Annotated in this window: 29 protein-coding genes; 13 read left to right on the forward strand and 16 right to left on the reverse strand. The window is 68.2% G+C overall.

Annotated features, from left to right (window positions below):
- The gene (locus AB0L97_RS29075; protein WP_364435620.1) at positions 1-843 is read left to right on the forward strand and encodes an acyl-ACP desaturase; all 843 of its coding nucleotides are present in this window, start codon (positions 1-3) and stop codon (positions 841-843) included.
- Positions 844-904: 61 nt separating this feature from the next.
- Here the strand turns inward: AB0L97_RS29075 and AB0L97_RS29080 are convergent, their stop codons facing one another.
- Entirely contained in the window at positions 905-1372 is a 468-nt protein-coding gene (locus AB0L97_RS29080; protein ID WP_364435623.1) for a PaaI family thioesterase, read from the reverse strand.
- Between the two features lie 176 nt (positions 1373-1548).
- Here AB0L97_RS29080 and AB0L97_RS29085 point away from each other — a divergent pair, with 176 nt between their 5' ends.
- A complete protein-coding gene (locus AB0L97_RS29085) occupies positions 1549-2580 on the forward strand; it encodes a DUF2293 domain-containing protein (RefSeq protein WP_364435626.1) in 1032 nt (343 codons plus the stop codon).
- A gap of 30 nt (positions 2581-2610) precedes the next feature.
- Here AB0L97_RS29085 and AB0L97_RS29090 read toward each other — a convergent pair whose 3' ends face one another.
- The gene (locus AB0L97_RS29090) at positions 2611-3015 is read right to left on the reverse strand and encodes a hypothetical protein (protein WP_355076538.1); all 405 of its coding nucleotides are present in this window, start codon (positions 3013-3015) and stop codon (positions 2611-2613) included.
- 483 nt (positions 3016-3498) lie between these two features.
- On the opposite strand from AB0L97_RS29090, the gene AB0L97_RS29095 reads away from it, so the two are divergent.
- The 4 genes from AB0L97_RS29095 to AB0L97_RS29110 all read left to right on the forward strand — a co-directional run bounded on the left by AB0L97_RS29095 (position 3499) and on the right by AB0L97_RS29110 (position 6708).
- Positions 3499-4659: a lipase family protein gene (locus tag AB0L97_RS29095; protein ID WP_355076540.1), complete on the forward strand. Its 1161-nt coding sequence runs from the start codon at positions 3499-3501 to the stop codon at positions 4657-4659.
- 135 nt (positions 4660-4794) lie between these two features.
- A complete protein-coding gene (locus AB0L97_RS29100; RefSeq protein WP_355076542.1) occupies positions 4795-5121 on the forward strand; it encodes a plasmid stabilization protein in 327 nt (108 codons plus the stop codon).
- A gap of 42 nt (positions 5122-5163) precedes the next feature.
- Entirely contained in the window at positions 5164-5406 is a 243-nt protein-coding gene (locus AB0L97_RS29105) for a hypothetical protein (RefSeq protein ID WP_355076543.1), read from the forward strand.
- Between the two features lie 240 nt (positions 5407-5646).
- Positions 5647-6708: an NAD-dependent epimerase/dehydratase family protein gene (locus AB0L97_RS29110; protein WP_355076545.1), complete on the forward strand. Its 1062-nt coding sequence runs from the start codon at positions 5647-5649 to the stop codon at positions 6706-6708.
- On the opposite strand, the gene AB0L97_RS29115 is transcribed toward AB0L97_RS29110, so the two are convergent.
- The gene (locus tag AB0L97_RS29115) at positions 6709-7317 is read right to left on the reverse strand and encodes a TetR/AcrR family transcriptional regulator (RefSeq protein ID WP_364435633.1); all 609 of its coding nucleotides are present in this window, start codon (positions 7315-7317) and stop codon (positions 6709-6711) included.
- A gap of 64 nt (positions 7318-7381) precedes the next feature.
- Between AB0L97_RS29115 and AB0L97_RS29120 the strand changes: the two genes are divergently transcribed.
- Entirely contained in the window at positions 7382-8251 is an 870-nt protein-coding gene (locus AB0L97_RS29120) for an alpha/beta hydrolase (protein ID WP_364435636.1), read from the forward strand.
- 10 nt (positions 8252-8261) lie between these two features.
- Here AB0L97_RS29120 and AB0L97_RS29125 read toward each other — a convergent pair whose 3' ends face one another.
- Positions 8262-9389, reverse strand: coding sequence for an acyl-CoA dehydrogenase family protein (locus tag AB0L97_RS29125; protein ID WP_355076551.1), 1128 nt, complete (start codon positions 9387-9389; stop codon positions 8262-8264).
- Positions 9390-9526: 137 nt separating this feature from the next.
- On the opposite strand from AB0L97_RS29125, the gene AB0L97_RS29130 reads away from it, so the two are divergent.
- Together AB0L97_RS29130 and AB0L97_RS29135 are read left to right on the forward strand one after the other, a co-directional pair.
- Positions 9527-9901, forward strand: a complete 375-nt coding sequence (locus AB0L97_RS29130; protein ID WP_355076553.1) for a MerR family transcriptional regulator — start codon at positions 9527-9529, stop codon at positions 9899-9901.
- Positions 9898-10761: a TIGR03619 family F420-dependent LLM class oxidoreductase gene (locus AB0L97_RS29135; RefSeq protein WP_364435640.1), complete on the forward strand. Its 864-nt coding sequence runs from the start codon at positions 9898-9900 to the stop codon at positions 10759-10761. The genes AB0L97_RS29130 and AB0L97_RS29135 overlap by 4 nt, the downstream gene beginning before the upstream one ends.
- Positions 10762-10793: 32 nt before the next feature.
- Here the strand turns inward: AB0L97_RS29135 and AB0L97_RS29140 are convergent, their stop codons facing one another.
- Positions 10794-11294, reverse strand: coding sequence for a flavin reductase family protein (locus AB0L97_RS29140; RefSeq protein ID WP_355076557.1), 501 nt, complete (start codon positions 11292-11294; stop codon positions 10794-10796).
- Between the two features lie 360 nt (positions 11295-11654).
- Positions 11655-12983 (reverse strand): MFS transporter, encoded by a 1329-nt coding sequence (locus AB0L97_RS29145; protein ID WP_364435645.1) that lies wholly within the window; start codon positions 12981-12983, stop codon positions 11655-11657.
- A 60-nt stretch (positions 12984-13043) separates the two neighbouring features.
- Between AB0L97_RS29145 and AB0L97_RS29150 the strand changes: the two genes are divergently transcribed.
- Entirely contained in the window at positions 13044-13991 is a 948-nt protein-coding gene (locus AB0L97_RS29150; protein WP_364435648.1) for a hypothetical protein, read from the forward strand.
- Between the two features lie 39 nt (positions 13992-14030).
- Here the strand turns inward: AB0L97_RS29150 and AB0L97_RS29155 are convergent, their stop codons facing one another.
- The 9 genes from AB0L97_RS29155 to AB0L97_RS29195 all read right to left on the reverse strand — a co-directional run bounded on the left by AB0L97_RS29155 (position 14031) and on the right by AB0L97_RS29195 (position 23635).
- Positions 14031-15257 (reverse strand): cytochrome P450, encoded by a 1227-nt coding sequence (locus tag AB0L97_RS29155; RefSeq protein WP_364435651.1) that lies wholly within the window; start codon positions 15255-15257, stop codon positions 14031-14033.
- A 10-nt stretch (positions 15258-15267) separates the two neighbouring features.
- Positions 15268-16437 carry a cytochrome P450 gene (locus AB0L97_RS29160; RefSeq protein ID WP_364435654.1) on the reverse strand — a complete coding sequence of 390 codons (1170 nt, stop codon included), beginning with the start codon at positions 16435-16437 and terminating at the stop codon, positions 15268-15270.
- 296 nt (positions 16438-16733) lie between these two features.
- Positions 16734-18026 carry a cytochrome P450 gene (locus AB0L97_RS29165; protein ID WP_364435657.1) on the reverse strand — a complete coding sequence of 431 codons (1293 nt, stop codon included), beginning with the start codon at positions 18024-18026 and terminating at the stop codon, positions 16734-16736.
- Positions 18027-18324: 298 nt separating this feature from the next.
- Positions 18325-19554, reverse strand: a complete 1230-nt coding sequence (locus tag AB0L97_RS29170; RefSeq protein WP_364435660.1) for a cytochrome P450 — start codon at positions 19552-19554, stop codon at positions 18325-18327.
- A 13-nt stretch (positions 19555-19567) separates the two neighbouring features.
- On the reverse strand, positions 19568-20839 hold the full coding sequence (locus tag AB0L97_RS29175; RefSeq protein WP_356965394.1) for a cytochrome P450: 1272 nt from the start codon (positions 20837-20839) through the stop codon (positions 19568-19570).
- Positions 20836-21441, reverse strand: coding sequence for an ATP/GTP-binding protein (locus AB0L97_RS29180; protein ID WP_355076568.1), 606 nt, complete (start codon positions 21439-21441; stop codon positions 20836-20838). Before AB0L97_RS29180 ends, AB0L97_RS29175 begins: the two co-directional genes overlap by 4 nt.
- On the reverse strand, positions 21416-21766 hold the full coding sequence (locus AB0L97_RS29185; protein ID WP_039805398.1) for a DUF742 domain-containing protein: 351 nt from the start codon (positions 21764-21766) through the stop codon (positions 21416-21418). The genes AB0L97_RS29180 and AB0L97_RS29185 overlap by 26 nt, the downstream gene beginning before the upstream one ends.
- Positions 21767-21839: 73 nt before the next feature.
- On the reverse strand, positions 21840-22265 hold the full coding sequence (locus tag AB0L97_RS29190) for a roadblock/LC7 domain-containing protein (protein ID WP_355076570.1): 426 nt from the start codon (positions 22263-22265) through the stop codon (positions 21840-21842).
- Complete coding sequence (locus AB0L97_RS29195) at positions 22265-23635, reverse strand: sensor histidine kinase (RefSeq protein WP_364435667.1); 1371 nt, start codon at positions 23633-23635, stop codon at positions 22265-22267. Before AB0L97_RS29195 ends, AB0L97_RS29190 begins: the two co-directional genes overlap by 1 nt.
- Positions 23636-24265: 630 nt before the next feature.
- Here AB0L97_RS29195 and AB0L97_RS29200 point away from each other — a divergent pair.
- Positions 24266-24697: an SRPBCC family protein gene (locus AB0L97_RS29200; RefSeq protein WP_364435670.1), complete on the forward strand. Its 432-nt coding sequence runs from the start codon at positions 24266-24268 to the stop codon at positions 24695-24697.
- A 9-nt stretch (positions 24698-24706) separates the two neighbouring features.
- On the opposite strand, the gene AB0L97_RS29205 is transcribed toward AB0L97_RS29200, so the two are convergent.
- Positions 24707-25423 (reverse strand): SDR family NAD(P)-dependent oxidoreductase, encoded by a 717-nt coding sequence (locus tag AB0L97_RS29205; protein ID WP_364435674.1) that lies wholly within the window; start codon positions 25421-25423, stop codon positions 24707-24709.
- A gap of 85 nt (positions 25424-25508) precedes the next feature.
- On the opposite strand from AB0L97_RS29205, the gene AB0L97_RS29210 reads away from it, so the two are divergent.
- A complete protein-coding gene (locus AB0L97_RS29210; protein WP_364435677.1) occupies positions 25509-26063 on the forward strand; it encodes a helix-turn-helix domain-containing protein in 555 nt (184 codons plus the stop codon).
- 19 nt (positions 26064-26082) lie between these two features.
- Entirely contained in the window at positions 26083-26901 is an 819-nt protein-coding gene (locus AB0L97_RS29215; RefSeq protein ID WP_364435680.1) for an alpha/beta fold hydrolase, read from the forward strand.
- The last annotated feature ends 35 nt before the right edge of the window (positions 26902-26936 follow it).

Here is a 26936-nt window from a genome sequence, read left to right on the forward strand (position 1 = left end):
ATGAACATCGAATCGGCGCTGATTCCCGTCGACGAAGTGGTCGCGGCCGTCGACGGTTTCCTCGCGGCCTCGCCCGCCACGCGCGCCTGGGACGTGGAGACCGCCTTCGACTGGTTCCGCGCCGACGCGGGCCGCCTCACCGAAGGCCAGCGGTCCGCGGTCCAGTTCGTCACCCTCATCGAGGACCATCTGCCCGGCTACTTCGACGTCTACCACCGCTATTTCCCGGTGGACGACACCGTCGACCGGGACGCGTTCGTGCACAACCGCGAGCTCTACCACTTCACGGTCCGCTGGGCGCTGGAGGAGGACACCCACGCACGCGCGCTGAGCCGCTATCAGGTGGCGTCCGGGATGGCCGAGCGCGGCGCCCTGCGCGCCGAGCTGGCGATCGAGGGGCAGAAACCGTTCGACCTGCCCTACCGGCATCCGGTGCAGTTCTTCGCCTACGCGCTGGTGCAGGAGAAGGCGACCCAGATGTACTACCAGCACCTGCGCGAGGTGGTGAACGATCCGGTGCTCGGGGCGGTGCTGGCGCGGCTGTCGCGCGACGAGGCGCGGCATTTCAGTTTCATGGCCGACGTGGTCGGCCGCTACCTGCGGGTGCACGGCGACGCCGCCGTGGAGCCGATCCGGGAGGTGATCGCCACCTTCCGCATGCCCTTGGCCGACACCATGCGCGGCTACTGGCGGTGGGCGCTGAAGATCGCCGACGTGGCCTCCTACGACCACACCGAGGCCTACGAGCACCTGGTGAAGGTGATCGACCGCGCGGTGGACGCCCGCAGCGACCGCCTCGACGAATTGGTGCGCTTCATCGACGAATGCCGATCACTGGCCTGAGTTTCGACACCGGACGGCCCGGCTCCCGATCGTGTTCCGGGAGCCGGGCCGTCCGCTGTGCTCAGTGTTCGGGCGGCAAGACCAGGATCGTGGTCGAACCGTGCGCGATCAGCTTGCCGTTCGCGTCGGTGATCCGGCCCTCCGCCGTCGCGGTGCGCCGCCCGACGTGCACGGCGTTGGCCTCGCAGGTCAGCCGGGAACCGTCCAGCGTCACCGACCGGATGAAGTTCACCTTCAACTCCAATGTCGTGTAGGCCACGCCGTCACCGAGTTCGGTGAAGACGGCGCTGCCCATCGCCGTGTCCATCAACGTGGCCAGCACACCGCCGTGCACGGTGAACATCGCGTTGATCGTGGCCGGGTTCGGGTCGAGGTAGTACCGGGTGTAGCCGTCGCCCGCGGTTTCCAGTCGAATGCCCAGAGATGCGCCGACGCCTAGGTTTTCGCGAAGTCCCCGCTCGAAAACCGTGGTCAGTTCGGTGACACGGGACGCGACGGTTCCGTTGGCGTGAGTGTCGATGCTGGTCATGGCTCTTCCTCCCTGCGAACGTTGCCCCGCTATTCGACCAGTGCCCGATGAACGCCACCCGACGGCATCCGCTTGCATACCGACATTCGATCGGGTGATAGGACACTTTTTCGCAGCGAATCCGCCGCATCGGCACCGTCCTGCGCCCATCGCGGCGTGCGCTAGGGTTCGAACTCGTGTCCAAGCTGCGGCGACGGGTGGTCGAGGCTGCGGAAGCGGCGCTGGCCCAACGCAAATACGTGTCGGCGGTCGATGTGTTCGCCGTTCTGGGGTGGGTGCGGTCCGGCCAGGTCGATCGCTGGCGACAGGGGCAGGCGCCGTCGCTGGAGCAGGTCACGGCGGTGGACGGGCGACGAATGCTCGAAGCGGCGGATCTGCTGGGCGAGTGGGCCCGCGAGCACGGGCTGAACGCGAGCACAGCGGCGTATCTGTCGAGCGGCCGCGACCGCGAGGCGTTGCGGTTCGTCGACGACGGCGACGACACGGTGTTCCGGGTGCACTGGCTCTCGGCGGAACTCAGCCCGGCGCGGCGCGAGCAGGTCGTCCAGCGCCAGAACCGGGCCCCGGATCTGACGGTGGTCGAGGCCGCCGAACCTTGGACGTGCGCGGAATGCGCCGAGAGCGGCTCGTATCTGATCACCTCCGCGGCCGGGCCGCTGTGCCTCACCTGTTCGGACCTGGATCATCTGGAGTTCCTGCCGGCCGGGAACGCGGCGTTGAGCCGGCGCGCCAAGAAGGAGAGCACCCTCGCCGCCGTGGTCGTCCGCTTCAACCGGCGGCGCAAACGCTACGAACGGCTGGGCATCCTCGTCGAGGAAGCCGCCCTCACCCGCGCCGAACAGCAATGCCTGGCCGACGAAGAGGCCCGTTCCCGCCGCCGCGACCGCGACCGTGTGCGCCGCGCCGCCGAGGACGTCGAATACCGCGCCCGAATGTCCGACGAGATCCGGCGGCTGTTCCCCCGCTGCCCCGCCGACCGCGCCACCGAGATCGCCGAACACGCCGCCGCCCGCGGCAGCGGCCGCGTAGGCCGCACCGCCGCCGCCAAACTCCTGTCCGCCGAAGCGCTCACCCTCGCCGTGATAGCTTCCATCCGCCACCGCGACACCGACTACGACCATCTCCTCATGACAGGTATCCCCCGCTCGGAGGCCAGGGCTCGTATCCGACCCACCGTCGACCGCGTCCTCGAAAGCTGGCGCGGTTGAGGCGGCGCTAGGTGGCATCGCGTGGTCAGGTCATTTTTCGGCCCCGTCTCCCGCAGGCACCGGCGAACGACGGGCATGCTCGGCCACCCAGACGCCGACGCCGATCGCTCCGGCGACCGGCCACGAGACCAGTCCGGTGACCGCCGCCGCCCCGAGCCCGCCGAAATAGAGCAACGACTCCCGGTCCGGTACTCGATTGAGCACCGCCGTGGTCGCCGAGGAAACACCGGTCGCCACGCTGCGCGGCCCGGGCGGCAGCGGAACTCGCGCCATCCGCATCCCGAGCGTCGGAACCGGGACACGCACCCCGCCGCGCTCTGCGGTCGCGGTGTCGGAGCCGGTCGGCGCTTCGGTCTCGGTGGGCGGCGCGGAACGTGCCTTCTCCGGTGATTCGGAACCGGACTCGCGGACCTTCTCGGTTGCTGTCTTGGCCATGACCGCTCCTTCCTGCGCCCTGCACCTCGTCGCTGTGTATGTGATCCAGCCAAGCCGTGCTCGCCCCGCATCGCAACCCCTCGTCGGGATGCGTTCGGTCGCGAAGTGACAAACGAACGGACACCGCCGGACGTTCGCGGCCATGGCCGACGGCGGATCGGATGCCCAGCGCGGATGTGCGGTCTCCGCTTCGGACCCTGGGATTCCCCCAGTAGTGGCTGTTCAGTTGCTATGCATCACGATACCCACAATGAAGCGCCCCAAAATCGCCAGTTATCTTCGAGGCCAGTGGATTTTTCGCGCATTCACGAACTCACCACTTCAGGTTGCTGATAGTTTGCCGACGATGCACTCTTATGCCCGCCACTGTTCGGCGAATGCGGCGAACTACCCCTGGAGGTCAAGGTCGTGACTCGTCCGTTTCTTCGTTTGCTCGGCAGTAAACGCATCGGTTCCGCCCGTGCCATCGGCGCGTGCTGCGGAATGGCAGTCACTCTTCTGCTCGGGACGGCGGCAACCGCGGACCCGCTCTATCCGCAGCCCGATCCGGACCCGTTCTACGCCGCGCCCGCCGATCTGGCGGCGCACCGTCCCGGTGACATACTCGACGCGCGCGTCTTGCCACCGCTTCCGCTGTTCCCCGGCGCCACCGTCCGGTTGGTCGAGTTCCGGTCCACGAATTCGCGGGGCGCGCCGATCTCGGCGACGACAACGATCCTCACCCCCCTCGGCCAGCGGCCCGGCATGCCGCTGCTGTCGTACCAGCACTTCATCAACTCGCTCGGCACGCACTGCGCGGTGTCGCACCTGCTCTACCACAACGATCCGAACCTGTCGCTGACGACGCCGATGTTGAACGTCATGCTGGCGCAGGGCTGGACGGTAGCGCTGCCGGACCATCTCGGTCCGCAGTTCGCGCTCGGCGCCGGGCGTTTGGGCGGCCAGATCACGTTGGACGGTATCCGCGCGGCCAAACAGCTACCCGAACTCGGCTTGCAGAGCAGTCCGACCGCGCTGGCCGGTTACTCCGGCGGCGGTCTCGCCACGGCATGGGCGGCCGAGCTGCAACCGACCTACGCGCCCGACCTGCGGCTCGCGGGCGCGGCCATCGGCGGTGCCCCGATGAACCTGGTGACGATGGCCAAAGCGTTGGGTTTCGAACCGCATCCGGCGTTCGGCCTGGCCATGGCGACGGCGATCGGCCTGGAACGGGAGTACCCGGACCGTGTGCCGACCAGCCAATCACTCAACGAGCGCGGTCTGGCGCTTCGCGACCAGATGGCCAACAGCTGCACCAACGACATCCTCGCCGCGGGCGTGAACGGCAGCGCGCGCGACTATGTGACCTCCACGTCGGTCTTCGACACTCCGGCCGCATGGTCGGTGGTCGAGGAGAACAGTGTGGAGCTCTACCCGAGCGCCCCGGAAATCCCCATTTTCGAATGGCATTCACCTAGCGATGGGCTGATTCCGATCGATGCCATCGACAACACCAATCGCCATTGGTGCTCGGCCGGGGTGCCCGTGCAGACACTGCGCGTGGCCGACGTGGAGCATCTGACCGCAGCGGTCCTCGGCGCCCCCTCGGTGCTGCCGTGGCTCCAAGGCCGGGTTCGCGGCGAGCCCGCGCCCAGCACCTGCTGACGTCAGCTCACCACCTCCCGGAGTAGCGGTCGCGCTCTCGGAAGCTTCGGATGGCCGGGCCCGGCGGACGATTCGGACCCGATCCGGATTGCGCGGAGATTCCCGGGGTAGACCGCAGATACAGGAGGTGATGACATGCCGAAGGCTTGGACCGACAAGCAGGAACGCCAGTACGAGCACATCGCGGACTCGGCGAAATCCCGGGGCGCGAGCACCGGGCGCGCGAAGGAGATCGCAGCTCGCACGGTCAACAAGAACCGTGCCCAGTCCGGACAATCCAAGACCGCGAGCAAGACGTCGACCGACGACAAGTCCCCGCAGCAGCGCGGTGGTCAGCGTTCGCACAGCGGCGCCCAAGGGCCGACCCGTGACCAGCTGTACAACGAGGCCAAGAAGCGCAATGTCGAAGGTCGCTCGAAGATGACGAAGAAGGAGCTGGCGCACGCGCTCGGACGGGACTGACGCGACGCGCGGCTCGGCGACGAAGAAGCGAAAGGAGTGGAGATGACCAAGCAGCAGGAAACGGGCACCATCACCGGCACCAGGGACAAGGACTACAACCTGATCTGGTTCGTCGAGGCGTCCCTCGAGAACGCACTGCGTCTGGACACGTTCATCCAGGACGCGGAACGCGCCGGAGACACCGAGCTGGTGGAGTTCTTCCGCAAGGCGCAGGCCGACAGCCGCAAGGGCGGCCGGATGGGTAAGGAACTGCTTGCCAACCGTCTCGCCCAATCGAATATGTGACGTTTAGCAGACGAGCGGCGGACGGGAGCCCGAGTGGGTTCCCGTCCGCCGCTGGTTCGCAGGTCGTCCGGATGCGCACCGGCCCGTCGTGACGCGGTCCTGGCCGCGCCTTCGGGCTACCGCACCCGGCGGTCGCCGGGCCCGGCCGGGAAGAATCCGATTCACCGGTCTACCGCGGTGTCGTCGCCGACATCCTGGGTAAGTCGCTCTCGAACCTCGTCACCGAGCCAAGGAGCAGATATGCGCGTCGTCGTGGTCGGTGCCACCGGAAACGTCGGAACGAGCGTGCTGGAGACACTGTCGGCCGAAGCGGGAGTCAGTTCGATCGTGGGGATCGCGCGGCGCGTGCCGGGCATCCCTCGCCCGGGTGTGGAGTGGGTGCGCGCGGATGTGCGAACCGACGACCTGGAGTCCCATTTCCACGGAGCCGACGTGGTCGTGCATCTGGCATGGCTGTTCCAGCCCACCCATCAGCCCATGGTCACGTGGCGCGCCAATGTCGGCGGCACGGAACGCGTGCTGCGCGCCGTCGCCGCGGCGCAGGTCCCCGCGTTGGTCTACGCCTCCTCCGTCGGCGCCTACTCCCCGTGCCAGAGCGACGAGCCGGTGCCGGAGAGCTGGCCGACCGACGGCTGGCCACCCGCCGCTTACATGCGGGAGAAGGCTTACGTCGAAAGGCTGCTCGATCGGTTCGAGGCCGAGAATCCGGATCGCCGCGTGGTTCGCATGCGTCCGGCGTTCATCTTCCGCAGGCACACCGCCAGTCAGCAACGGCGTCTGTTCGCCGGTCCGCTGTTGCCGAACCGCCTGATGCGGCCGGGCCTCCCGCCGATCCTGCCGATTCCGCGCGGACTGCGGTTCCAGGCGGTGCACAGCGCCGACGTCGGACGCGCGTACGCGCTCGCGATCGCGACCGATGCCCGTGGCCCGTTCAACCTGGCCGCGGAGCCGGTGATCGATCGCTCCTGGCTGGCCGCGGTCTTCGATGCCCGGGTGGTGTCCGTTCCGCCCTCGGTGATCCGCGCCGCACTCGCGATGGGCTGGCACGCGCGGACACTGCCCGCTACGCCGGACCTGTTGGACGGGGTGATGCACCTGCCGATCATGGACACCGGCCGCGCGCGGGCGGAGCTGGGCTGGACTCCTCGGTTCACCGCCGTCGACGCACTCCGGCACCTGATCTCCGGGTTGCGGGCGGGCGCGGGGGAAGACACCCCGCCGCTGGCCAGCGACGCGGGCGGGCCATGGCGCTGGAAGGAGTTCACCTCGGGAGTCGGTGGCCGCGAAATCGGCGTCGGCTAGTCACTCGGCCGAGTGCGCGGCGCGCTGACCGCGCGCCCCGGTCAGTACCTGTTCGATACGGGCACTCGTGGACCGGCCGGCCGCGTGCAATGGTTCCGTCGAGCGCAGCGTGCGGCTGAGGACGAAAGCGCCCTCGAGGCTCGTGAGAACGGCGAGGATGAGATCGCGAGCGTCCGCCGTGGACAGGCCGCGGCGGACGAAGTAGTCGGTGCCCTCGTCGATCCAGGAGGCGATGACTTCGGCGGCGACGTCGCGCAGCGCGGGTTCGCTGTCGGCGATCTCACCCGCGACGGTGCCGACCGGGCACATGTTGATCCAGCCGGTCTGCTCGATCTGTTCGGCGGCCGCCGCGAAGGCGGCGGGTATCGCTTCGCGCAAGTCGTCGTGTGCGTCGAGCAGCAGCGGGAGCAACTGGATGTACGCGGCCCCGGACGTGCGCAGCGCCGCGGCGGCGATCTGCGGTTTGCCCTCGGGAAAGTGGTGATAGAGCGACCCCATCGGAGCCTGAGCGGCGACGGTGAGTTGCTTGACGCTGGTACCCGCATAGCCCTGCGTGCGCATCAACTCGGCCATGGCGGTGACGAGGCGCTCCCGGGTGCTGGTTGACATTTTCTCGGTCACCCTTCCAGACTAGAGCAAACACTCTAGAGTGATCGCTCGAATGGAGTCGGACATGCCTGTGATCGAACTGCCCGCGGGACGGGTGCACTACGTCGAGCGCGGCGAGGGACCTCCGGTCGTCCTGCTGCACGGCCTCCTGATGAACCACACGGTCTGGGACCAGGTGATCGACGCCCTCCCCGAAGGCTTCCGGTACCTGTTGCCGGACCTGCCGCTCGGCGCCCATCCCCTGCCGCTGCGCCCCGGCGTCGACCTGAGTTTGCGCGGCCTGAACCACCTGATCGCCGACTTCCTCGCCGCACTCGACCTGCGCGAGGTCACGCTCGTACACAGCGATTGGGGCGGTGCGCTGTTCCTCACCGCCTACGGGTTGGACGAACGCGTCGGCAGGCTGATCGTGCTGCCGTGCGAGGCGTTCGACAACTTCCCGCCCGGCCTGCCGGGCAAGATGGCCACCGTCGCCACTCACCTCCCGGGCGGCATCTCGCTGGCGCTGCGGCAGTTGCGCGTTCGGTGGCTGCGCCGCTCGCCGTTGCTGTTCGGCTGGATGGCGCGGCGCCCATTGCCCGATGCGCTGGTGCGCGGCTGGACCGAGCCGGGGCTGCGCGACGCACGGATCCGGCGGGACCTGCTCGCCTACACCAAGTCGGCGTTCCCGAAACGAGAATTGATCGCCCATACCGAAGCGCTGCGCGACTTCCGTGGAGACGCCCTGATCCTGTGGTCTTCGGCGGGCAAGGTGATGCCGCGCGAGCACGGCCCCCGGCTCGCGGAACTCATTCCCGCGGCCCGGCTGGTCGAAATCGATGACGCGTACGTACTGTCCATGCTCGACCAGCCCGCCGCCGTAGCCGAGGCGATGTCGGCGTTCCTGCTCGACAACCACACCGCACCGGGGCGCGACAAGCGCTCGCCGCGCTAGCGCCCGCGAGTCACGCTTCGTCCGGCACGCCGAGGACACCCCGCCCGATCACCCCGGCGATCACCTCCGTCGAATACGCCATGAGCTGGCCGGCCTGGGCATCGCGCAGATGACGTTGGATCGGCGACCGCTTCAGATACCCCGAGCCGCCGCCGACCCGAACGCCGAGCTGCGCCACGTCGACCGCCACCTTGTTCGCGAGGTACTTGGCTCGGGACAGGTTGTCGAAGAACAGCGCGATCCCATGGTCGGCCTGCCACAATGCCTGTTCGTAGAGCGCGTGCGCGGCGGCGAGCCGGGTTTGCGCGTCCGCGACCTCGTACTGCACCCACTGCTGGTGCGCCAAGGGCTTGCCGAGAATTTCCCTGGTGCGCGCGTGTTCCACCAGCGCGTCCAGCGCGGCATCGGCGATGCCGAGCGAAATCGCGGGAAGCCCGGCCGGGATCACCGCGAAATCTCCCGGACGCGGCGCGCGGCCGCGGTACTCGGCACGCAGCACAGTGTCGTCGAACGCGAGCAGCTGGCTGCGGGTGGCGCGCAGGCCGAGAGTGTCCCAGATCGGGACGATCGATACCGTTTCGTCGGGGACCACGCCGAAGAAAGCGGGTTCCCCCGCCACGAGCGCGTTGACCAGCAGATAATCGGCGATCTCGCTGCCGGAGACGAACCGCTTCGCCCCGCTCAGCAACCACCCGCCCGCGGTCGGCTCGGCGACGTGCTGCGGCTGGAGGAAGCGGTTTCCGCTCGCCGGTTCGGACAACGCGTTCGCGAAGCGCTTACCCGCCCGCAGCTCGTCGGCGAAGAACGATCCCGAACTCTCGCCGGTGAATTCCGCGAGGGCGACGCCCGCCCCCGCGTGCATGGTCCAGATCGTCGCGGTGGACGGATCGGCTCGAGCCAGGATTCTGACGAGACGACCGAGGCCAAGGTAGCTCAGGCCCGCGCCACCGGACGATTCGGGCAGCACCGCGTCATCCGCGCCGGCCTCGTGCAACGCGTCCAGATGCTCGACGGCGAGCTCGGCGCGCTCGTCGTAGTCGGCCGCCACGGCCGCGAATCCGGTCGCCAAGTCGGCGACCCGGTCGAGCAATTCCCGCTCGCCGTCGCGGACCGGAACGATGAAATGCGCATTCGTCACGAAATGCTCTCTGGTCGAGGGGAATCGGCGAGCGAAGCTCGCCGGCTGATCTCCCCCGAGGGTACGCAGCCCGCGCCGACTTGCCTTGACGTCGACGAGAAGGTTTAGCGTGGCGGTAGCGGAGACAAGGAGGACGGATGCGCATCGGCGAACTGGCGGAGCGGGCGGGCACCAGCACGCGCGCCTTGCGTTACTACGAGGAGCACGGTTTGGTGCGGCCGCACCGCGCCGCCAACGGTTACCGCTCGTACGACGACGCGGAGGTGCTGATCGTGGCGCAGATCCGCGAACTGCTGGGCGCGGGCTTCGATCTCGACGACATCCGTCCGTTCGTCGCCTGCCTGCGGGCGGGCAACGGCTCCGGAGACGTCTGCCCGGACTCGGTGTCCACCTTGCGGCGCAAGCTGTCCGAGGTCGATTCGTACCTGGCGCGGCTGGAGCGAGTACGGGGTCAGCTGCACGAGCGGCTCGCGGCGGCCTGCGAGTTCGACCGGATCGAGGAGCCGCGGTGAGGTTCGCGGTCAGCTACAGCACTCCCTTCTTCGGCGTCGACCCGGACCGGTTGATCGCCTACGCCCAGCACGCCGAGCGCTGCGGATTCGAAGCGATCTACCTGCCCGAGCACGTCGCGCTGTACCCGGGCGCCGCGGTCGGACCGATGGAGATCACGCCCTCGGTGCCGTTCGCCGACCCCCTCGACGCGCTGAGCTTCGTGGCCGCAGCGACCGAGCGGATCCTGCTCGGCACCGCGGTGCTGTTATTGCCCTACCACCATCCGGTGGTGCTGGCCAAACGCCTCGCGACGATCGACGTGCTGTCCAAGGGACGGATGCGCCTGCTCACCGTGGGGGTGGGAACCCTGCCCGGGGAGGCACAGGCCGTCGGCGTCGATTTCGCCTCCCGAGGCCGCCGCGCCGACGAGGCCATCGATGTGCTGCGATTGCTGTGGTCCGGCGGCGCGGACGGGGTGAGCTTCGAAGGCGAGTTCTTCCGGTTCGAGAACCTGTGCAGTTATCCGAAACCCCTCGGCGGCGACCTGCCGATCCATGTCGGTGGATCGAGCCGCGCCGCGGCGCGGCGCGCCGGTTCCCGCGGCGACGGTTACTTCCCGGGCGGGGTGCTCGGGCCCACCGAACGCGCCGCCCAGCTGGAGATCGCCCATACCGCGGCCGCTGCGGCGGGCCGGGATCCCGGCGCGTTCGAGTACACGCGCTGGGGATCTATCGACATGCCGGTCGAGCGGGTCGAGGGACTGGCCGAACAGGGTGTCACGCGCATCGTGGTGAGCGCGAGCACAGGGGACCCTGAGCAAGCCAGAGACGAGTTGTCCGCCTTCGCCGAACGATTCGAACTTGCGAACGCACTGAAATAGCTTTCGCGCCCGGGCGGCGGTCCCGAACCAACTCAGACGGTATGGCCCGCAACCAGATCCGCTACCGAGTGGTAATGCAGCGTCTCCGCGGTGGGCCGCAGCACGGCGCCGTCCTCGGGTTCCAGCAGCATCCCGACGTGATCACCGAGGTCGTAGCGGTCGCGGATACGAGCGACGAACCAGCTGGGCACCGTGCTGAGCACCGGGATGCCGCCCGGACCCGGGCGCCAGTCGCAGTGCACGAACTTGTCGATGTCGTCGCCGGTCTCACCGCCGAAAAGCCGTGCGAGGGAAACTTGTTCGCTGCCGAGCAAATGCACCGCGAGCCGGTCGGCGTGCTGCGCGACCCGATAGGTGTAGTTCTTCTTGGACAGGCCGATCAGGAACCGGCGCGGCTCGATGCTGACCTGCGTCGCGAAGCCGACGAGACAACCGGCGCGCCGGCCGTCCGCCTGCACGGTGACCAGCAGCACGGGATAGTCCGCCGCCGCGACCACCGCGTCGAACACTGCGGTCCGGTCTTCGGTAGCCATCGGTCCTCCCAGCGTGATGCGGCGTCTTCCCCGGATGCCCGCGCGACCGTCGCGCAAACATGCCGGAACGAGCAGCGCTCACCCTACAACCGCGGCGGCAAGTCGTCTGAGACGCCGACGTCGGCAAGGGTGAGACGCCCGTACGACGGCCCGGTAGATCAGCCCTTTCCGATCTACATTGCCGTGGATGATAGTCCACCACAACGACTTCCGGGCCGACACTGAAAACGCATGGTGGCGGTCGCCACATTGCGAGCGCATCTCTGCATACGGCCTGGCCCTCACCTCGGCGGCCGCGGTTCGGCGGCACGGATCGTGCCATGGACTCGGCGGCGAGCGAGGCCATGGGCAGGCCGAGGATCACAGATCCGCGTTCCGGTCGACGGCAGCGTCGCCGGTTCGCCGCCGCAGCGTCATGACGCCCGCCGCGGCGGCGATCATGCACAATCCCACCACCCAGAGCCCGGCGCGCTGGCTGCCGGTCACGTCCTTCAGCCCACCGGTGACGTACGGCGCGACGAAACCGCTGACGTTGCCGACCGAGTTGATCAACGCGATGCCGCCCGCCGCCGCCGCGCCGGACAGGAAGGTGCCGGGCAGGGCCCAGAACGTCGGCAGCGCCGCGAGCACGCCCACCGCGCACACCGTGACCGCGATCATCGCGGCGAACGGATCGCCGAGATACAGCGCCACCGGGATGGCGAGACCGCCCAGCAGCGCGGGCAGGGCGACGTGCCGAGCCCGCTCACCGGTCCGGTCGCCGTGCCTGCCCCACCACACCATCACCACGGCCCCGACGAGGTAGGGCACCGCATTGATCAGTCCGCGCTGCACCACCGAATAGTGCGTTCCGTATTGCTGCTGGAAGCCGTCGATGATCGTCGGCAGGAAGAATCCCAGCGCATACAGGCCGTAGACGATGCCGCCGTAGACGAAGGCGAGGCCGAGCACCCGCGGATGGGTCAGCGCACGACGCACCGTCCAGTGCTCCGCGCGCCGCAACGTGGCCTGCTCCGCGGCGAGTTCGCGAATCAGCCATTCACGTTCGGCGGAGGCCAGCCAGCCCGCCTGCTCGGGACGGTCGGTCAGATAGAACCAGGTCGCCACCGCCAGCGCGACGGCGGGCAACCCCTCGACCAAGAACATGAAACGCCAACCGCTGAGCCCGAAGACGCCGTCGCCGTATCGAATGATCAAGCTGGACACCGTCGCGCCCAACGCGGTGGACATGGGCACCGCGGTCATGAACAACGCGACGATCCGCGCCCGTTGCGCCTGCGGGTACCAATAGGTCAGATAGAGCAGGATGCCGGGAAAGAAGCCCGCCTCCACCACACCCAGCAGGAACCGCAGGAGATACAGCACGGTGGCGTCGGGTACGAAGGCCATCGCCGTGGCCACCAGCCCCCAGGTGGCCATGATCCGGGCGATCCAGCGCCGGGCGCCGAACCGGTGCAGCGCCAGGTTGCTCGGCACCTCCAGCAGCAGGTATCCGACGAAGAAGATGCCGGAGGCGAATCCGAACGCGGTCTCGGTGAGCCCGAGCTCGGTCTTCATGCCGCTCGGCCCGGCGAACCCGATGTTCACCCGGTCCAGATAGTTGACGAAGTACAGCAGCCCGAGAAAGGGCAGCAGGCGAATCGTGACCTTGCGCAGCGTCGTGTCTGCCGCCTCGGCGGTGGAAACCATCTGCGCACTCTCGGCTCCGGACGGCCGCGTCGTCAAGGGCGGCGCAGTAAAATCCGTCCCATGGCGGTTACCTGGCCGGACGAGGTGGACGACGTTCTCGGCGGCGATCTGACCTGCGCCGCAGCGTATGTGACGCCCGCGGGCGGCGCGGTGGTGTCGGCGGTGTCGCCGATCGGGCTGCGCGACCGGGCCGCGGGCACGGTGGGGTTCACGACTTCACTCGGGTTCGGACGCAAGCTGGAGCGAATGAAGCGGGAACCCAAAGTGGCGCTGGCATATCACGCGCGCGAGCACGGCATCGGAAGCCGGGAAAACTCGCGATTCGTGCTGGTGCAGGGCACCGCGGCGTTCGACCCGACGCCCGACCAGGAGGCGCTGGACCGCCTCGGCGCCCAGGCCACGCCCTACCTGGGCGCACCGCGGCGCGGTGTGTTCTGGGACCGGTGGCTGCGCGCCTACTACGCCGATCGAGTGGTCGTGACCGTGACCGTCGACCGCATCGTCGTATGGCCGGACCTCGACGCGGCGGGCACGCCCGAGATCCTCGGTGCCGCAGCGCCTTCTGTCGAACCAGCGACACAGCAGCCTCCGGCGAAGGGGACGGGCCCCCGGGTGGACGTCGCCCGGACCGCGGCCCAGGCGACGAAGCTGCCGCACCGGCTGCTCGGCTACCGGCAGGCCGACGGCTACCCGGCGGTCGTCCCGGTGCAGGTGACGGGGTCGAGCGCCGACGGTGTGCGGTTGACCGTCCCGGCGGGCCTGCCGCAAGGCGGACGCCGCGCCGGGCTGCTGGCCCACGAGTATCGGTCCCAGTTGATCGGCTTGGAATCGCGGCAGAACACCGGCTGGCTCGAGGTTTCCGGCACCGAGGCGGTGTACGCGCCGCACACCGCGTCCGGGTTCAAAGCGCCGCCGAACAAGACTATTTTGTTGCTGGGCAACGGTTTTCTCGCCCGGCGCGGACTCGCGAAGGCACGCAAGTCCGGCCTGGTCGAAGCATTGCGCTGAACCGCGCCCCCGGCAGCGACCGGAGGCGCGGGCCAGCCCCTAGTCCGCCGCCAGGTACACCGGCAGCCTGGCGTGCCCGTTGGAGATGAAACTGGACACGCTCCCGAGTTCGGCGGGATCGGCCGCCAGGCGCAGGTTCGGGAAGCGCTGGAAGAGCGCGGGCAGGGCGACCTCGGCTTCCAGCCGCGCCAGGGGTGCGCCCAAGCAGTGATGGGCCCCGTAGCCGAATGCCAGATGTTCCTTGCTCGCTCGCCGCACGTCGAACTCGCTCGCGGTGGGGCCGTGCAGTTTCGGATCGCGATTGGCCCCGGCGTAGGAGGCGAGAATCGGTTCGCCCTTGGCGATGCGCAGGCCGTCGATCTCGATGTCGTCGGCGGCGAAGCGCAGCGGCAGGTGCGCCACCGGCGCCTCGTACCGCAGCGCCTCCTCGATCAGATCGGACCAGGCCGCACGCCCCTCGGTCACCTCGGCACGCTGGTCCGGGTGGGTCAGCAGCGCGAAGACGGCCTGATCGAGCAGGTTGACCGTGGTCTCGTGCCCCGCGCTGATGACAAGCAACAACGTGTCGATCAACTCCTGCTCGGTCAGCTGCGAGCCGTCCTCCTCGTCCCGGTGCGAGATCAGCAGGCTGGTCATGTCGTCACCGGGTGTCTCCCGCCGATAGGCGACGAGCTCACCCAGGATCCGGTACATCTCCATGTAGTTCGCCTGGGACTCCTCGGGCCCGAGCGACGTATCGAAGATGCCGTCGACGCATGTGCGCAGACCGGCGTTCAGGTATTCCGGAACGCCCATCAGCGCGCTGATGACCTGGATCGGCAGCGGGTAGGCGAAACCTTCCCTGAGATCGACCGCTTCGCCCGCCGGCGTCGCGGCGAGCGCGCCGAGCAGGTCCGTCGTGATCTGCTCGACCATCGGGCGCATCGCTTGGGTGCGGCGGTGCGTGAAGGCGGGCGCGACGAGTTTGCGCAGCCTGCGGTGGTCGGCACCGTACGCGGTGAACATGTTGTTCACCGCGACCCACGGCAACAACGGCCAGTCCTGGGGTATCTCGCCGTTGATCAACGCGGGCCAGTGCTGCTTGCCGTCCTTCGACACCCGGGGATCGGCCAGCAACCGCTTGAGCACGTCGGCGTCGGTGACCGACCACGCTCGCACGCCGCCCGGCAATTCGACCGGGGTCACCGGCCCGCGCGCACGAATACGGGCGGACTCACCCTGAATGTCGGCACCCAGCGGGTCGAGGACCAGGGGTTGTGTGTCCATCGATGACTCCTTAGAAGACGGTCAGTGGAGGGGATTTCGGAAAGACGACCGGCAGGGACACCAGCGCACGGTGGAACGGTCCCGGCCGCCAGCTCAACTGACCGGGCTGCAGGCCCAACCGCATCTCGGGCAAGGCGTCGAGGATCTGATCGATCGCGTCCTGCACCACCAGGTACGCGGCCGACCGGGCGGGACAGGCGTGCGGGCCCACGCTCCACGCCAGATGGGCACGGCTGTCGGTTCGCTGCCCGACGCCGATCGCCGGGTCGTTGTTGCATCCGGCCATGCTGATCAGCACCGGCTGGTGCGCGGGTAGCCAGACATCATCGATGAGGATCGGCTGGCGCGGGAAGCTGACGCAGTAGTTCGCCATCGGCGGGTCGTTGAACAGCACCTCGTCGAGGGCGTCGCGCGTCGAGAGGCTGCCGCCGAGAAAGTCTCCCGCGAAACGTTCGTCGGTGAGCATCAGCAGCAGGGTATTGACGATGAGGTTCTGCATCGGCTCGATGCCCGCGCCGTAGAGCGTGACCAGCTGGTGGATCATCTCGACGTCGTCCAGCCCGGCCTCATGCTGCAACAGCCTGGACGTGATGTCGTCGCCGGAGTCCTTGCGCTTCATCTGCACGAGTTCGAACAGCGCGTCGGTGAGCATCGCGTTGCCCTTGTCCGCGTTGACGCCTTCGAAGATGGCGGCCATACCGGTCGCGACCTGCTGGCCGATGTCCGCCGGACAGCCGAGCATGGCATTGAGCACCGCGAAGCTGAGCGGGAACGCGTATTGGCTGATGAGATCCGCCGCGCCGTCCTCACAGAAGGCGTTGATCAGCGGGATGGCGATCTGCTCGACGGTTCCGTGCAGCGCGTGCAGGTCCACCCCGGCGATGCTGGCGACGTTCGCCTGGCGGTAGCGCAGATGCTCGAGGCCCGCACTGCGCAGCGCGTTCGGCCGCCACTCCAGCATCGGCAGGACCGGGCACTCGCCCGGAATGTCCTTCTGCCAGATCCGCGGATCGGCCGGGAAATGGTCGGGATCGTTGAGGATGCGCAGCGCGGTGTGGTAGCCGATCACAAGGGTGGCGGGCACGCCCGGCGACAGCTCGATCGGGACGAGCGAACCGAACTGGCGGCGCATTTCGCGGTATGCGTTGTGCGGATCTTCCGCGTATTCCTGCGAATACAACGGGTAACGAGGGCCGCTGGTGTCGATCGGCGATCCGTGCGAGACGGGGCACCCATTCGCGGAAGTGGACGGCGGGAAGTGTGGCGTGGTCAAAGACGAAACTCCAGAGGAACGAACATGCGACGAACGCGATCGACCGGGCGCGTGCGCGCCGCGACGGCGAAGGTCGGCGTGATGCGTGGGGATCGGTGACAGGCCGGCGCACACCCTCATCAGCTGTGTGCACGACGACCTCTGAGCGGCAACCTCCTTCTGGACGGGAACGCGGCGACGGCGGCTTGCCGGACGGAGCACGGCTACTGCGCCGCGCTCCCCTCCGGCTGCGGGACATAGACGGGCAGGGGCGGTGATTCCGGGAAGAGGACCGGCAGGGCGGTCAGCGATCGATGGAACGGACCCGGTCGCCAGGTCAGCTGCTCGGCAGGAACACCCAACCGCATCTCGGGCAGCGCGTCGAGCAGCTGATCGATGGCGTCCTGGGCGATGAGATAGGCCACCGACCGGGCCGGACAGGTGTGCGGCCCGACGCTCCAGGCGAGATGAGCGCGATTGTCGGTGTAGGCGCCCGTGTTGATCGCGGGGTCGTTGTTGCATCCGGCCATGCTGATGACCACCGGCTGGTGCGCGGGTAGCCAGACGCCGTCGATCAGCATCGGCTGTCGCGGGAAGGTGACGCAGTAGTTCGACAGCGGCGGGTCGGTGAACAACACCTCGTCCAGCGCGTCCCTGGTCGACAGGCTGCCGCCGAGGATGCCGCCCGCGAAACGCTGGTCGGTGAGCATCAGGCGCAGGGTGTTGACGATCAGATTCTGCTGCGGCTCGATCCCCGCGCCGTACAGCATCAGCACCTGCTGGACCATCTCCTCGTCGTCGAAATCGACAGGGTGCCGCAGTATCCGGGAAACGATGTCGTCGCCTGGATGGGCTCGCTTGAGCGCCACCAGGTCCGACATCGCCTCGTTGAACATCGCATTGCCCTGCTCGGCGTCCACGCCCTCGAACATGGCGGCCAGTCCCATCGCCGCCCGCTGCCCGATTTCCGGCGGGCAGCCGAGCATCGCGTTGATCACCGCGAACGCGAGCGGGAACGCGTATTGCGAGATCAGATCGGCGGAGCCGTCGCCGCAGAATGTGTTGATCAGTGGGACGGCGATCTGCTCCACCGTGTTGTGCAGCGCGAACTGGTCGATCTCATCGATGCCCGCCACCGTGGCCTGCCGGTACCGGGCGTGCTCCAGGCCGGAGTTGCGGATCGCGGCCGGACGCCACTCGAGCAGCGGCAGGACCGGACAGTCACTGGGCACGGTGTGCTGCCAGGTCCGCGAATCGGCGGGAAAGTGGTCGGGATCGTTCAGGATGCGCACCGCGGTGTGATATCCGATCACCAGCGTCGCGGGCACGCCGGGCGACAGTTCCACCGGCACCAGCGAACCGTATCTCGCGCGCGCTTCTCGATAGACACGGTGTGGATCCGCCGCGAAATCGTCCGAGTACAGAGCGACCCGGGGTCCGTCGGAGCCGACCGGTGAACCGTGCGGGACCGGGCAGCCGGTGGAGAAGGACGATGTCGAGGACTGTGGGTGGGTCAAAACGTGACTCCAAAGTCGGAACGTTCGACGAGCAGGGTGGGCACACGACAAGCGCCCCGGAGCCCGGGAAGCGAATTGCCATGCGAGCGTTGCGAATTCGACACTACGTCGAATTCCGCTGCAGCAGAGCATATCTCGTCTGCCGAAACGGTGCGATCGTGCGTGTTCCCAAGTGCGTACGCCGACGGTGGAACACCTCCGCCCGCGTATCCCCGAGGGACACGCGGGCTGTCGAGTCCCGGCGCGGGACAGCTGAGCGCCCATGCCGGGTGTGATCGAGATGTTCTTCCCGGCCGACCTACTCCGTCGCCTCCAAGAACACCGGCAGTTCGGAATGACCGTTGGAGATGAAGCTGAGCACGGTGCCCAGCTCGGACGGATCGACCGCGAGGCGCATGTCCGGGAAGCGGCGGAAGATGGCCGGAAGGGCGATCTCGGCTTCCATCCGGGCCAGCGGCGCGCCCAGGCAATGATGCGCCCCGTAACCGAAGGCCACATGATCCTTGACCGAGCGCCGCAGGTCGAACTGGTCGGCGTTCGGACCGTGCACCTTCGGATCGCGGTTGGCCGCCACGTAGGAGGCCAGGATCGCCTCCCCCTTGGGAATACGGACGTCGGCGATATCGATGTCCTCGACGGCGTAGCGCAGCGGCAGGTGCGCGACCGGCGCCTCGTAGCGCAGCGACTCCTCCACCACATCCGACCAAGGGATCCGCCCCGCCACCACGTCGGCGCGCTGGTCCGCACGGGTGAGCAACGCGAAGATGGCCTGATCCAGCAGGTTCACCGTCGTCTCGTGCCCGGCGTTGATGACCAGCATCAGGGTGTCGACGAGTTCCTTCTCGGTCAGCTGTGAGCCGTCCTCCTCGTCCCGGCTGGCGATCAGGACGCTCGTGATGTCGTCGCCGGGCGCCTCCCGCCGGTACGCCACCAGTTCGCTGACGAGCCGGTACATCTCCAGGTAGTTGGCCTGGGCCTCCTCCGGACCGAACGAGGTGTCGAAGAATCCGTCGACACATTTCCGCACGCCTGGGCCCAGATGCTCGGGCACACCCATCAGCTCGGTGATGACCTGGATCGGCACCGGATACGCGTAACCCTCACGCAGATCCACGGCCGTGCCGCGCGGGGTCGCGGCCAACTCGTCGAGCAACTCGGCGGTGATCGCTTCGATGCGCGGTCGAAGCGCCACCGTACGACGGTGCGTGAACGCGGGGGCGACCAACTTGCGCAGCCGCCGATGCTCGGCGCCGTAGGCGGTGAACATGTTGTCGACCGCCACCCACGGGTGCAGCGGCCACTCCTCGGTGATCTCGCCGTTCATGAACGCGGCCCAGTGCTGCCTGGGGTCCTTCGAGACGCGCGGGTCGGCCAGAAGACTCTTGAGCACGACGGCATCGGTGATCGACCACGCCGGCACCCCGCCGGGCAGTTCCACCAGGGCCACCGGCCCACGCTCGCGCAGCCGCGCCGCTTCGCCTTGGATATCGGAACCGGTCAGATCCAAGACTATCGGCTCTTGCGACATCGGACGCTTCTCCTTACACCATGTTCAACGGAGGGGACTTGGGGAAGACGACCGGCAGGGCCGCCAACGCCCGGTGGAATGGGCCGGGCCGCCAGACCACTTCGTCCGCGGGCACGGCCAGCTGCATTTCGGGGAGTGCGTCGAGCAGCTGGTCGATGGCTTCTTGCACGACCACGGACGCGACGGACTTCGCGGGGCAGGCGTGCGGGCCGACCGCCCACGCCAGATGCGAGCGATTACCGGTGCGGTCGCCGCCGCGGATCGCCGGATCGTTGTTGCACCCCGCCAGGCTGATCAGCACCGGCTGGTGCGCGGGCAACCAGACGTTGTCGATCAGGATGGGCTGGCGCGGATAGGTGATACAGAAGTTCGCCATGGGGGGGTCGTTGAACAACACCTCGTCCAGCGCGTCACGCGTCGACAGCGCGCCGCCGAGCATGTCGCCACCGAAACGGTCGTCGGTGAGCATCAGCAGCAGGGTGTTGGTGATCAGGTTCTGCTGCGGCTCGATCCCGGCGCCGTAGAGGCTGATCAGGTTCGACAGCATCTCCTCGTCGTTCAGGCGGGCCGGGTGATGCGCCAACCGGGACGTGACGTCGTCGCCCGGCTCCGCGCGGCGCTGGTGGATCAGCTCCATCAGCGCCTCGGAGAGCATCTGCATGCCCTTGGCCGCCTCGACGGTGTCGAAGAGCATCGCCATGCCGGTGGCGACCCGCTGCCCCAGTTCCGTCGAACAGCCGACGATCCGGTTGAGCACTTCGAAGACGAGCGGGAACGCGTACTGGGTCACCAGATCGGCGGACCCCGCCTGGCAGAAGGTATTGATCAGCGGAATCGCGATGCGCTCTACCATCGAGTGCACCTCGTGCAGGTCGATGGCGTCGATGCTCGCGACGTAGGCACCCCGGTAGCGGGCATGCGCCGCGCCGCTGTTGCGCAGCGCGTTCGGGTACCACTCCATCATCGGACGGATGGGCGAGTCCTCGGGGATGTTCTTCTGCCAGATGCGCGGATCGGCGGGGAAGTGCTCGGGATCGTTGAGGATCCGCACGGCTTCCTGATAGCCGATCACCAGCGTGGCGGGCACCCCTGGCGACAGTTCGATCGGGACCAACGAACCGTGGCGCCTGCGCATTTCCCGGTAGATCCCGTGGGGGTCAGCCGCGAATCCCTCAGCATAGAGCGGAATTCTGGGACCGTCGGTGTCGATCGGCGATCCGTGTGCGACCGGGCAGGCGCCGCTGGATAGGTGCCCGGGGTGGGTCGAGGACTGGGACGTGGTCAAATGCGAGACTCCAAACGGTGGAACAAGAATTCGACTAGCGTGATCAGCGAACGCAGGCACGTGCCTCGGTCCCGGGCGTCCAGTGACGTCAGGGGAGTCCCGGGTTCCAGGTCGAGGGCATCGCGCACCTCGTCGAGCGGGTAGGGCCGGGCGCCTTCGAACTGGTTGACGGCGACCGAATACGGGACGCCGCGCTCCTCCAGCACCGAGAGGACCTCGTCGGACTTCTCGATGCGGCGGGTGTCCACCAGCACGAGCGCGCCGAGCGCACCGCGGGCCAGCTCCTCCCACAAGGGGACGAAACGCTGCTGACCCGGAGTGCCGAACAGGTAGAGCGCCAGTTTCGGACTGAGCGTGATGCGGCCGAAGTCCATCGCGACCGTGGTCTGCGACTTGCCGGGCAGCCCCGCCATGTCGTCGACGCCGACACTGGCTTCGGTGATGGTCTCCTCGGTGCGCAGCGGTTTGATCTCCGAGACGCTGCTCACGAACGTGGTCTTGCCGACACCGAAGTTGCCGGCCACCAGCAGTTTCACCGAGCGGGTCACGGTCTCCGGCACGTAATCGACGGTGCGATCAGACGGCGAGAGCACGGAGCCCATTGAGTACCTCCTCCAGCAGAGCGATCTCCGGCAGGGACTCGGCCGGGGTGGGGGTGACCAGGTGCCCGCCGTCCATGAGATCGGACGCGACGATCTTCACGACGGACGGCGGAAGGTCGAGGTACGCAGCGATCTCCGCGATCGACAGCGCACCCCGACGGCTGCACAGGGCCATGACCCGGCGCGCATCGGGCGACGCGCCGGGGAGTGGATCTTTGGCGGTCAGGACCAAAGTAACCAGGTCCAGCTCGCGAGTGGGGCGCGTACGCCCTCCGGTGCGCACATAAGCCCGGACCAGGTCCGGATCGCGCCGCGGCTTGCTCATGACGGCACCTCGCTCTCGCTCGGCTCCGTGCTGCCCAGCGGCGCAGTACCTCTGACTCGCTCGCTGCGCTCGATCATGGCATTTCGCTGCCGTCAACGCGCCTGCGCGGCTGGCTGCCGAGCTCGCGTCCGACCCGGCCTGCCAGCTCGTTCATCCGGTGGGCGACGAGGCCCACGTCGATGTCGTTGGTGGTCGCGACGCCGAGTAGCGCGCCCTCGCCTGCCGCGGTGATGAGGATCATCCCCTGGTCGTACTCGGTGATGTTCTGCCGCACGCCGTTCGTGGCGTCACCGCAGAATTCGCCGAGCGCCTTACCGAGCGAACGCAGGCCGGAGGCCGCGGCGGCGAAGCGTTCCGCCTCGTCGCGGGCGATCCCCGTGGAGTGCGCGATCCGCAGGCCGTCGTCGGACAGCAACACCGAGAACCGCACACCCGTGATGCTGAGATCTTCGAGTAGCCAGCCCAGTTTGTTGCTGCTGTCGGTCACGGGTGTGGCCATCAGGATGTCATCCCTTCCGTGTCATCAGATGCGGCGGCGCGGCCGCTCTTGGAGCCGGTATGCCAAGCTGCGGCGACCTCGGGGCGAGCGAGGCCGGGTTCGGTGCGCGGCCCGACCGGGGCGAGTGCGACCGTCCTGCGTCGCCGCTTGGGTAGCCCGCCGCTGGTGATCTCGCTCACCGACAGCGACGGCTCGTTCTCGCCGGGCTGTTCGCTCGGCGCGTCCTGCGCGGGAACCGTGACCGGCTCCGGTTTTGCCTCGGTCACGGGCGCGACCTCCTGGACGTTCTGCGGGGTGACCAGCAGCGACTCCGGGATGTAGACCATCGCGCGCATGCCGCCGTAGACGTTCGGGCCGTCGATGTAGACGGTGAAGCCGTAACGGCGGGCCAGCGCGGCGATGCCCGGGAAGCCGACCTTCGGCGACGGACCGAGCTGGTGGATGTCGACGGGCCGCTCGTGCGCGAGCACCTGGCGGGCCTCCTCCATCTGCTCGGCGTTCATCCGCACGCCCGCGTCATCGATGATGACGGTGACGCCGTGGTGACCCTCCTGGAAGTTGACGTCCACGTAGGAAGTCGGCGGCGAGTACCGCAACGCGTTGTCCAGCAAGGTCGCCAGTGTGTGCACGAGCGGTTCCACCGCGCGGCTGATCACGACACGGTCGAGCTGGTTGGGCCGCACCCGCAGGTATTCCCGGACACGGCCGATGGCGCCGCCGACCACGTCGGTCAGCGTCTGCGCGGGCCAGCGGCGGCCGGGCAGACCACCGCAGACGATCACGTAGGACTGCGCCTGGCGGATCATCTGCTGCACCGTGTGGTCGATGCGGGTGAGGGTTTCGTACACCTGATCGTCGCGATGCTCACGCAGCGCGGCGCTCACCACCTGGCTGACGTCAGCGCCGAGGCTGACCACGGAAGTGCCGAACGAGCGGACCGCGGCGCTGGTCGCCTGGCGCGATGCGGAGGCGACCTCGTTGCGCGCGGCCTCCTCGGCCGCCTTGATCGCCTGCTGTCCTTCGTTGTTGGTCAGCTCCCTGGTCTCCGAGCGCATCAGGCTCAGATCGTCGGCATACCGCTCGGAGATCCACCGCAGGATCTGCGCGAGCCGCGAATTCTCCATGCCCGCCTGGACTTCGACCGGGGGCACCTGGGACTCGAACCGGCGGATCGACTCGGCCACCGCGGGTAGCGTAGTGGCGGCGAACCGCTCGAGCGTGTCCTCCGTCGCGCGCTGTTCCCTGGCCAGAGCCTCGAGCTTGGCCCGCTGAGCCCTGGCATACTGTACTGCGTACAACGCCCCCGCTACGGCGATCACCAAAGCGACGGCGAGGATCCATGAAAGCACCACGGCGATATCTTGATTCATCAGTTCTTTCGTCGTTGACTGGTCTCGAGGAATCGGCCCACTGCCATCCTGCTTCGCTCGCCTTCCCTCGCCTGCCGACCATGAACGGACCGGTCGGTGGGGTCCGCGTCGGAGTACCGGAAATCCCGCGACGGCACCGGCGCTCACCGAGAGCGCCTACCGCACAGTGCCCGCAGGACAGGCGATTACATGTCAATCGCCGACCGCCCGGATCGTGTCCGAACGGTAACCAGAACCCGACCATTCGCACATTAGCAGCATTCCAACGAACTCTCTGCCGATCCCACAGACACTTTCCGGATTCCCGGAACTGGGACGATAGGTGCCGCGGATCGCGACATAGCTGCGCAATAATGTTGGGCTGCCGTGCAACCCGTGGACCATTTGTCCTGCGTATGGGCCCGCGCGTCGGACCAGCACCGGAAGCGCGGGTGGCGGCGCGGATGCCGCGAACGCCCACGGCGGCCGAGCCGAACAGGCGGAATGGCCGTTCGCTGACGCATCAACGAATGTATTGGCGGGTGCTCGAATTCGATTCCGCGAAGTAGCGTCCACCGCTGTGCGGGGAGTCCGCCCGGACCGGCCGTGCCTCGCACCGACCGGACCGCCGGAGCCGGATACCATGCGCCCATGGCAAAGCTGAAGGTCTCGGTCGACGTTCCGATCTCGCCCGAGGAGGCCTGGACGCACACCTCCAACCTCGCCGAACTCGACAAATGGCTGACCATGCACGAAGCGTGGCGCGGCGAGGTTCCCGCCGAATTGACCGTCGGCACCCAACTGGTCGGCATCGCCTCGGTCAAGGGCCTGCGCAACCGGGTCACCTGGACCGTGCGGGCCGCCGAGCCGCCGCGCCGCCTGCAACTGACCGGCGCGGGCAAAGGCGGCACCAAACTGGGGTTGCAGCTGCTCGTCGCCCCGAAGGGCTCCGGTTCGGAGGTCACCGTCGACATCGAACTCGGCGGCGCGCCGCTGTTCGGCCCCATCGGATCCGGTGTGGCCCGCGCCGCCAAGGGCGATATCGAACGTTCCCTGGACCGCTTCATCGCCCTGTACGGCTGACCTCCGCCGTCATACGCCGATGGCGTCGAAGATCGTTTCGGCGCGGTCGCGGGTGCGATACATGCCCCACGCGGTATCGGCCAAGTCGTCCGGATCGAGAGTGTGGCCGTCCGCGCTGCCGAAGCGCGCCGGGTCGGCGGTGACCATCGCGTGGATGTCCCCGCGCTCGACGAGTCCGCCGATGGTCAGCGTGCCCGCATAGAGACCGCGCTCGGCCAATGCCGCGTTCAAGGTGAGCGCGTAGTTGCGCAGTGCCGCCGCGGCGAGGGCGAGGTGGCCGAGCATGGGCATGGGGCGGACGCTGGAGAGCCCGCCGGCGAAAAGTAATGCGCCTTTCCCGCGATCGAGCATGCCCGGCAACACGTCGCTCACCACGTCGACCGCGGGCCACACCCACTCGAACGCCGATCGCGCCGTGGCCGCGTCGATGTCGGTGATCGGCACGGGCTGCTGCGTGGAACCGGGTCCGTAATAGACCATTCCGATCGGTCCCTCCTTATGGATGTCGCCGAGTACCACGCCGAGCCGCGACCGGTCGGTGACGTCCGCGACGTGAGCGGTGGCGTGTACACCAAGCTCCGCCAGGTCCGCGAGGTACCCGGCGTGCCGTGCATCGCTGCGCGAGATCAGCGCGACGCGGAACCCTTCCCGTCCGAAGCGCCGGGCCATCGATATCCCGAGGCCGGGGCCGACACCGACGATCACTGCTGTTCCCTGATCCGCCATGCGTTCTCCTTAATTTGAGGCCCCCCTCGATTTATCACCGTAGCACAGAATCTGAGGTGGGCCTCAGGTTCTGTAGGATGATCGCGTGACCAAACCGCTGCGCCGGGACGCCGCTCGCAATCGCGACAATCTGCTGCGGGCAGCGGCCGAAGTGCTCACCGAGCAGGGCCTCGACGGCTCGCTGGAGGAGATCGCGCGGCGCGCCCGCGTCAGTATCGGGACGCTGTACAACCACTTCCCCACCCGCGACACCCTGATCGATGCCCTTCTGCCGCCCCGGCTGGCGGCGGTGGACGAGATCGCCGCCCGTGCGGCGGCCGAACCGGACGCGTGGACGGCGTTCACCGGATTCGTGGAAGACCTGCTCAACAGGCTCACCGCCGATCGCGGACTGCTCGAGGCGTTCACCGGGGATCATCCTGCGGCGGCTCAACTGGCGGAGGCCTGTCATCGCGGGATGTCGCACCTGTCGGCGGTGCTCGCGCGCGTCCGGGATGCCGGCGCGCTGCGCGCCGACGCGACCGACGAGGATGTCGTCAACTTGGTGTGGGCGCTGTCGCTGCTCGGCGAGACCACCGGCTCGCCGTCGTGGCGGCGCGGCCTGGAGATCGTCTTCGACGGGCTTCGCGGCGATCGCTGAACGAAAGGATTTCGTAGAGGTGCCCTACGCAACGGCGGCCGACGGAGTTCGCCTCGCCTATCAAGTGGCGGGCACGGGCAGCGCGCTGGTCCTGCTCGCCGGTCAGGCCAACACCCACCACTGGTGGGACGGCATCCGCGCGGACTTCGAGACCGGGCACCGCACCATCACACTCGACTGGCGCGGCACCGGCGACAGCGACAAGCCCGACGAGGTGTACAGCACGCGGGGATTCGCCGACGACGTGGTCGCGGTACTCGACGACCTGGGCGTGCGGCAGGCCGCCGTCTACGGCACGTCCATGGGCGGGCGGGTGGCCCAGTGGCTGGCCGCGCGCCATCCGGACCGGGTGCACTCCCTGGTGCTCGGTTGCACTTCCCCCGGCGGCAAGCACGCATTCGAACGCGGTCCCGAGGTCAGGAGGTCGCTCGCGCAGCGTGACCCGGCCGCCGCGCGACAGGCTCTACTGGAACTGATGTACACCCCGGCCTGGCTGGCGAGCACGTCCGGCCCGTACAACACGCTCGGCGACCCGGCCATGCCGGTTTACGCGAAGCGCAGGCATCTGTACGCGAGCAACAAGCACGATGCGTGGGATGTTTTGCCGGACATACGGGTTCCCACCCTCGTGGTGCACGGCACCGAGGACCGCTTCAATCCCGCCGCGAACGCTCCCCTGCTGGTCGAGCGCATCCCCGACGCGCGACTACATCTGATCGAGGGCGCACGGCACGCGTATTTCGACGAATTCCGCTCGGTGGCGAGCCCGGCCGTCCTGGCGTTCCTCCGCGAGGCGCGGCGGCGGCCCACCGCAGGCCTTGCCCACGGCAAGAAATAGGGGCCGCGGCGGCATCCGCCCGGCCCCTACGGCGG

It is taken from the genome of Nocardia sp. NPDC051911, from assembly GCF_040681035.1.
Lineage (GTDB): Bacteria > Actinomycetota > Actinomycetes > Mycobacteriales > Mycobacteriaceae > Nocardia > Nocardia sichangensis.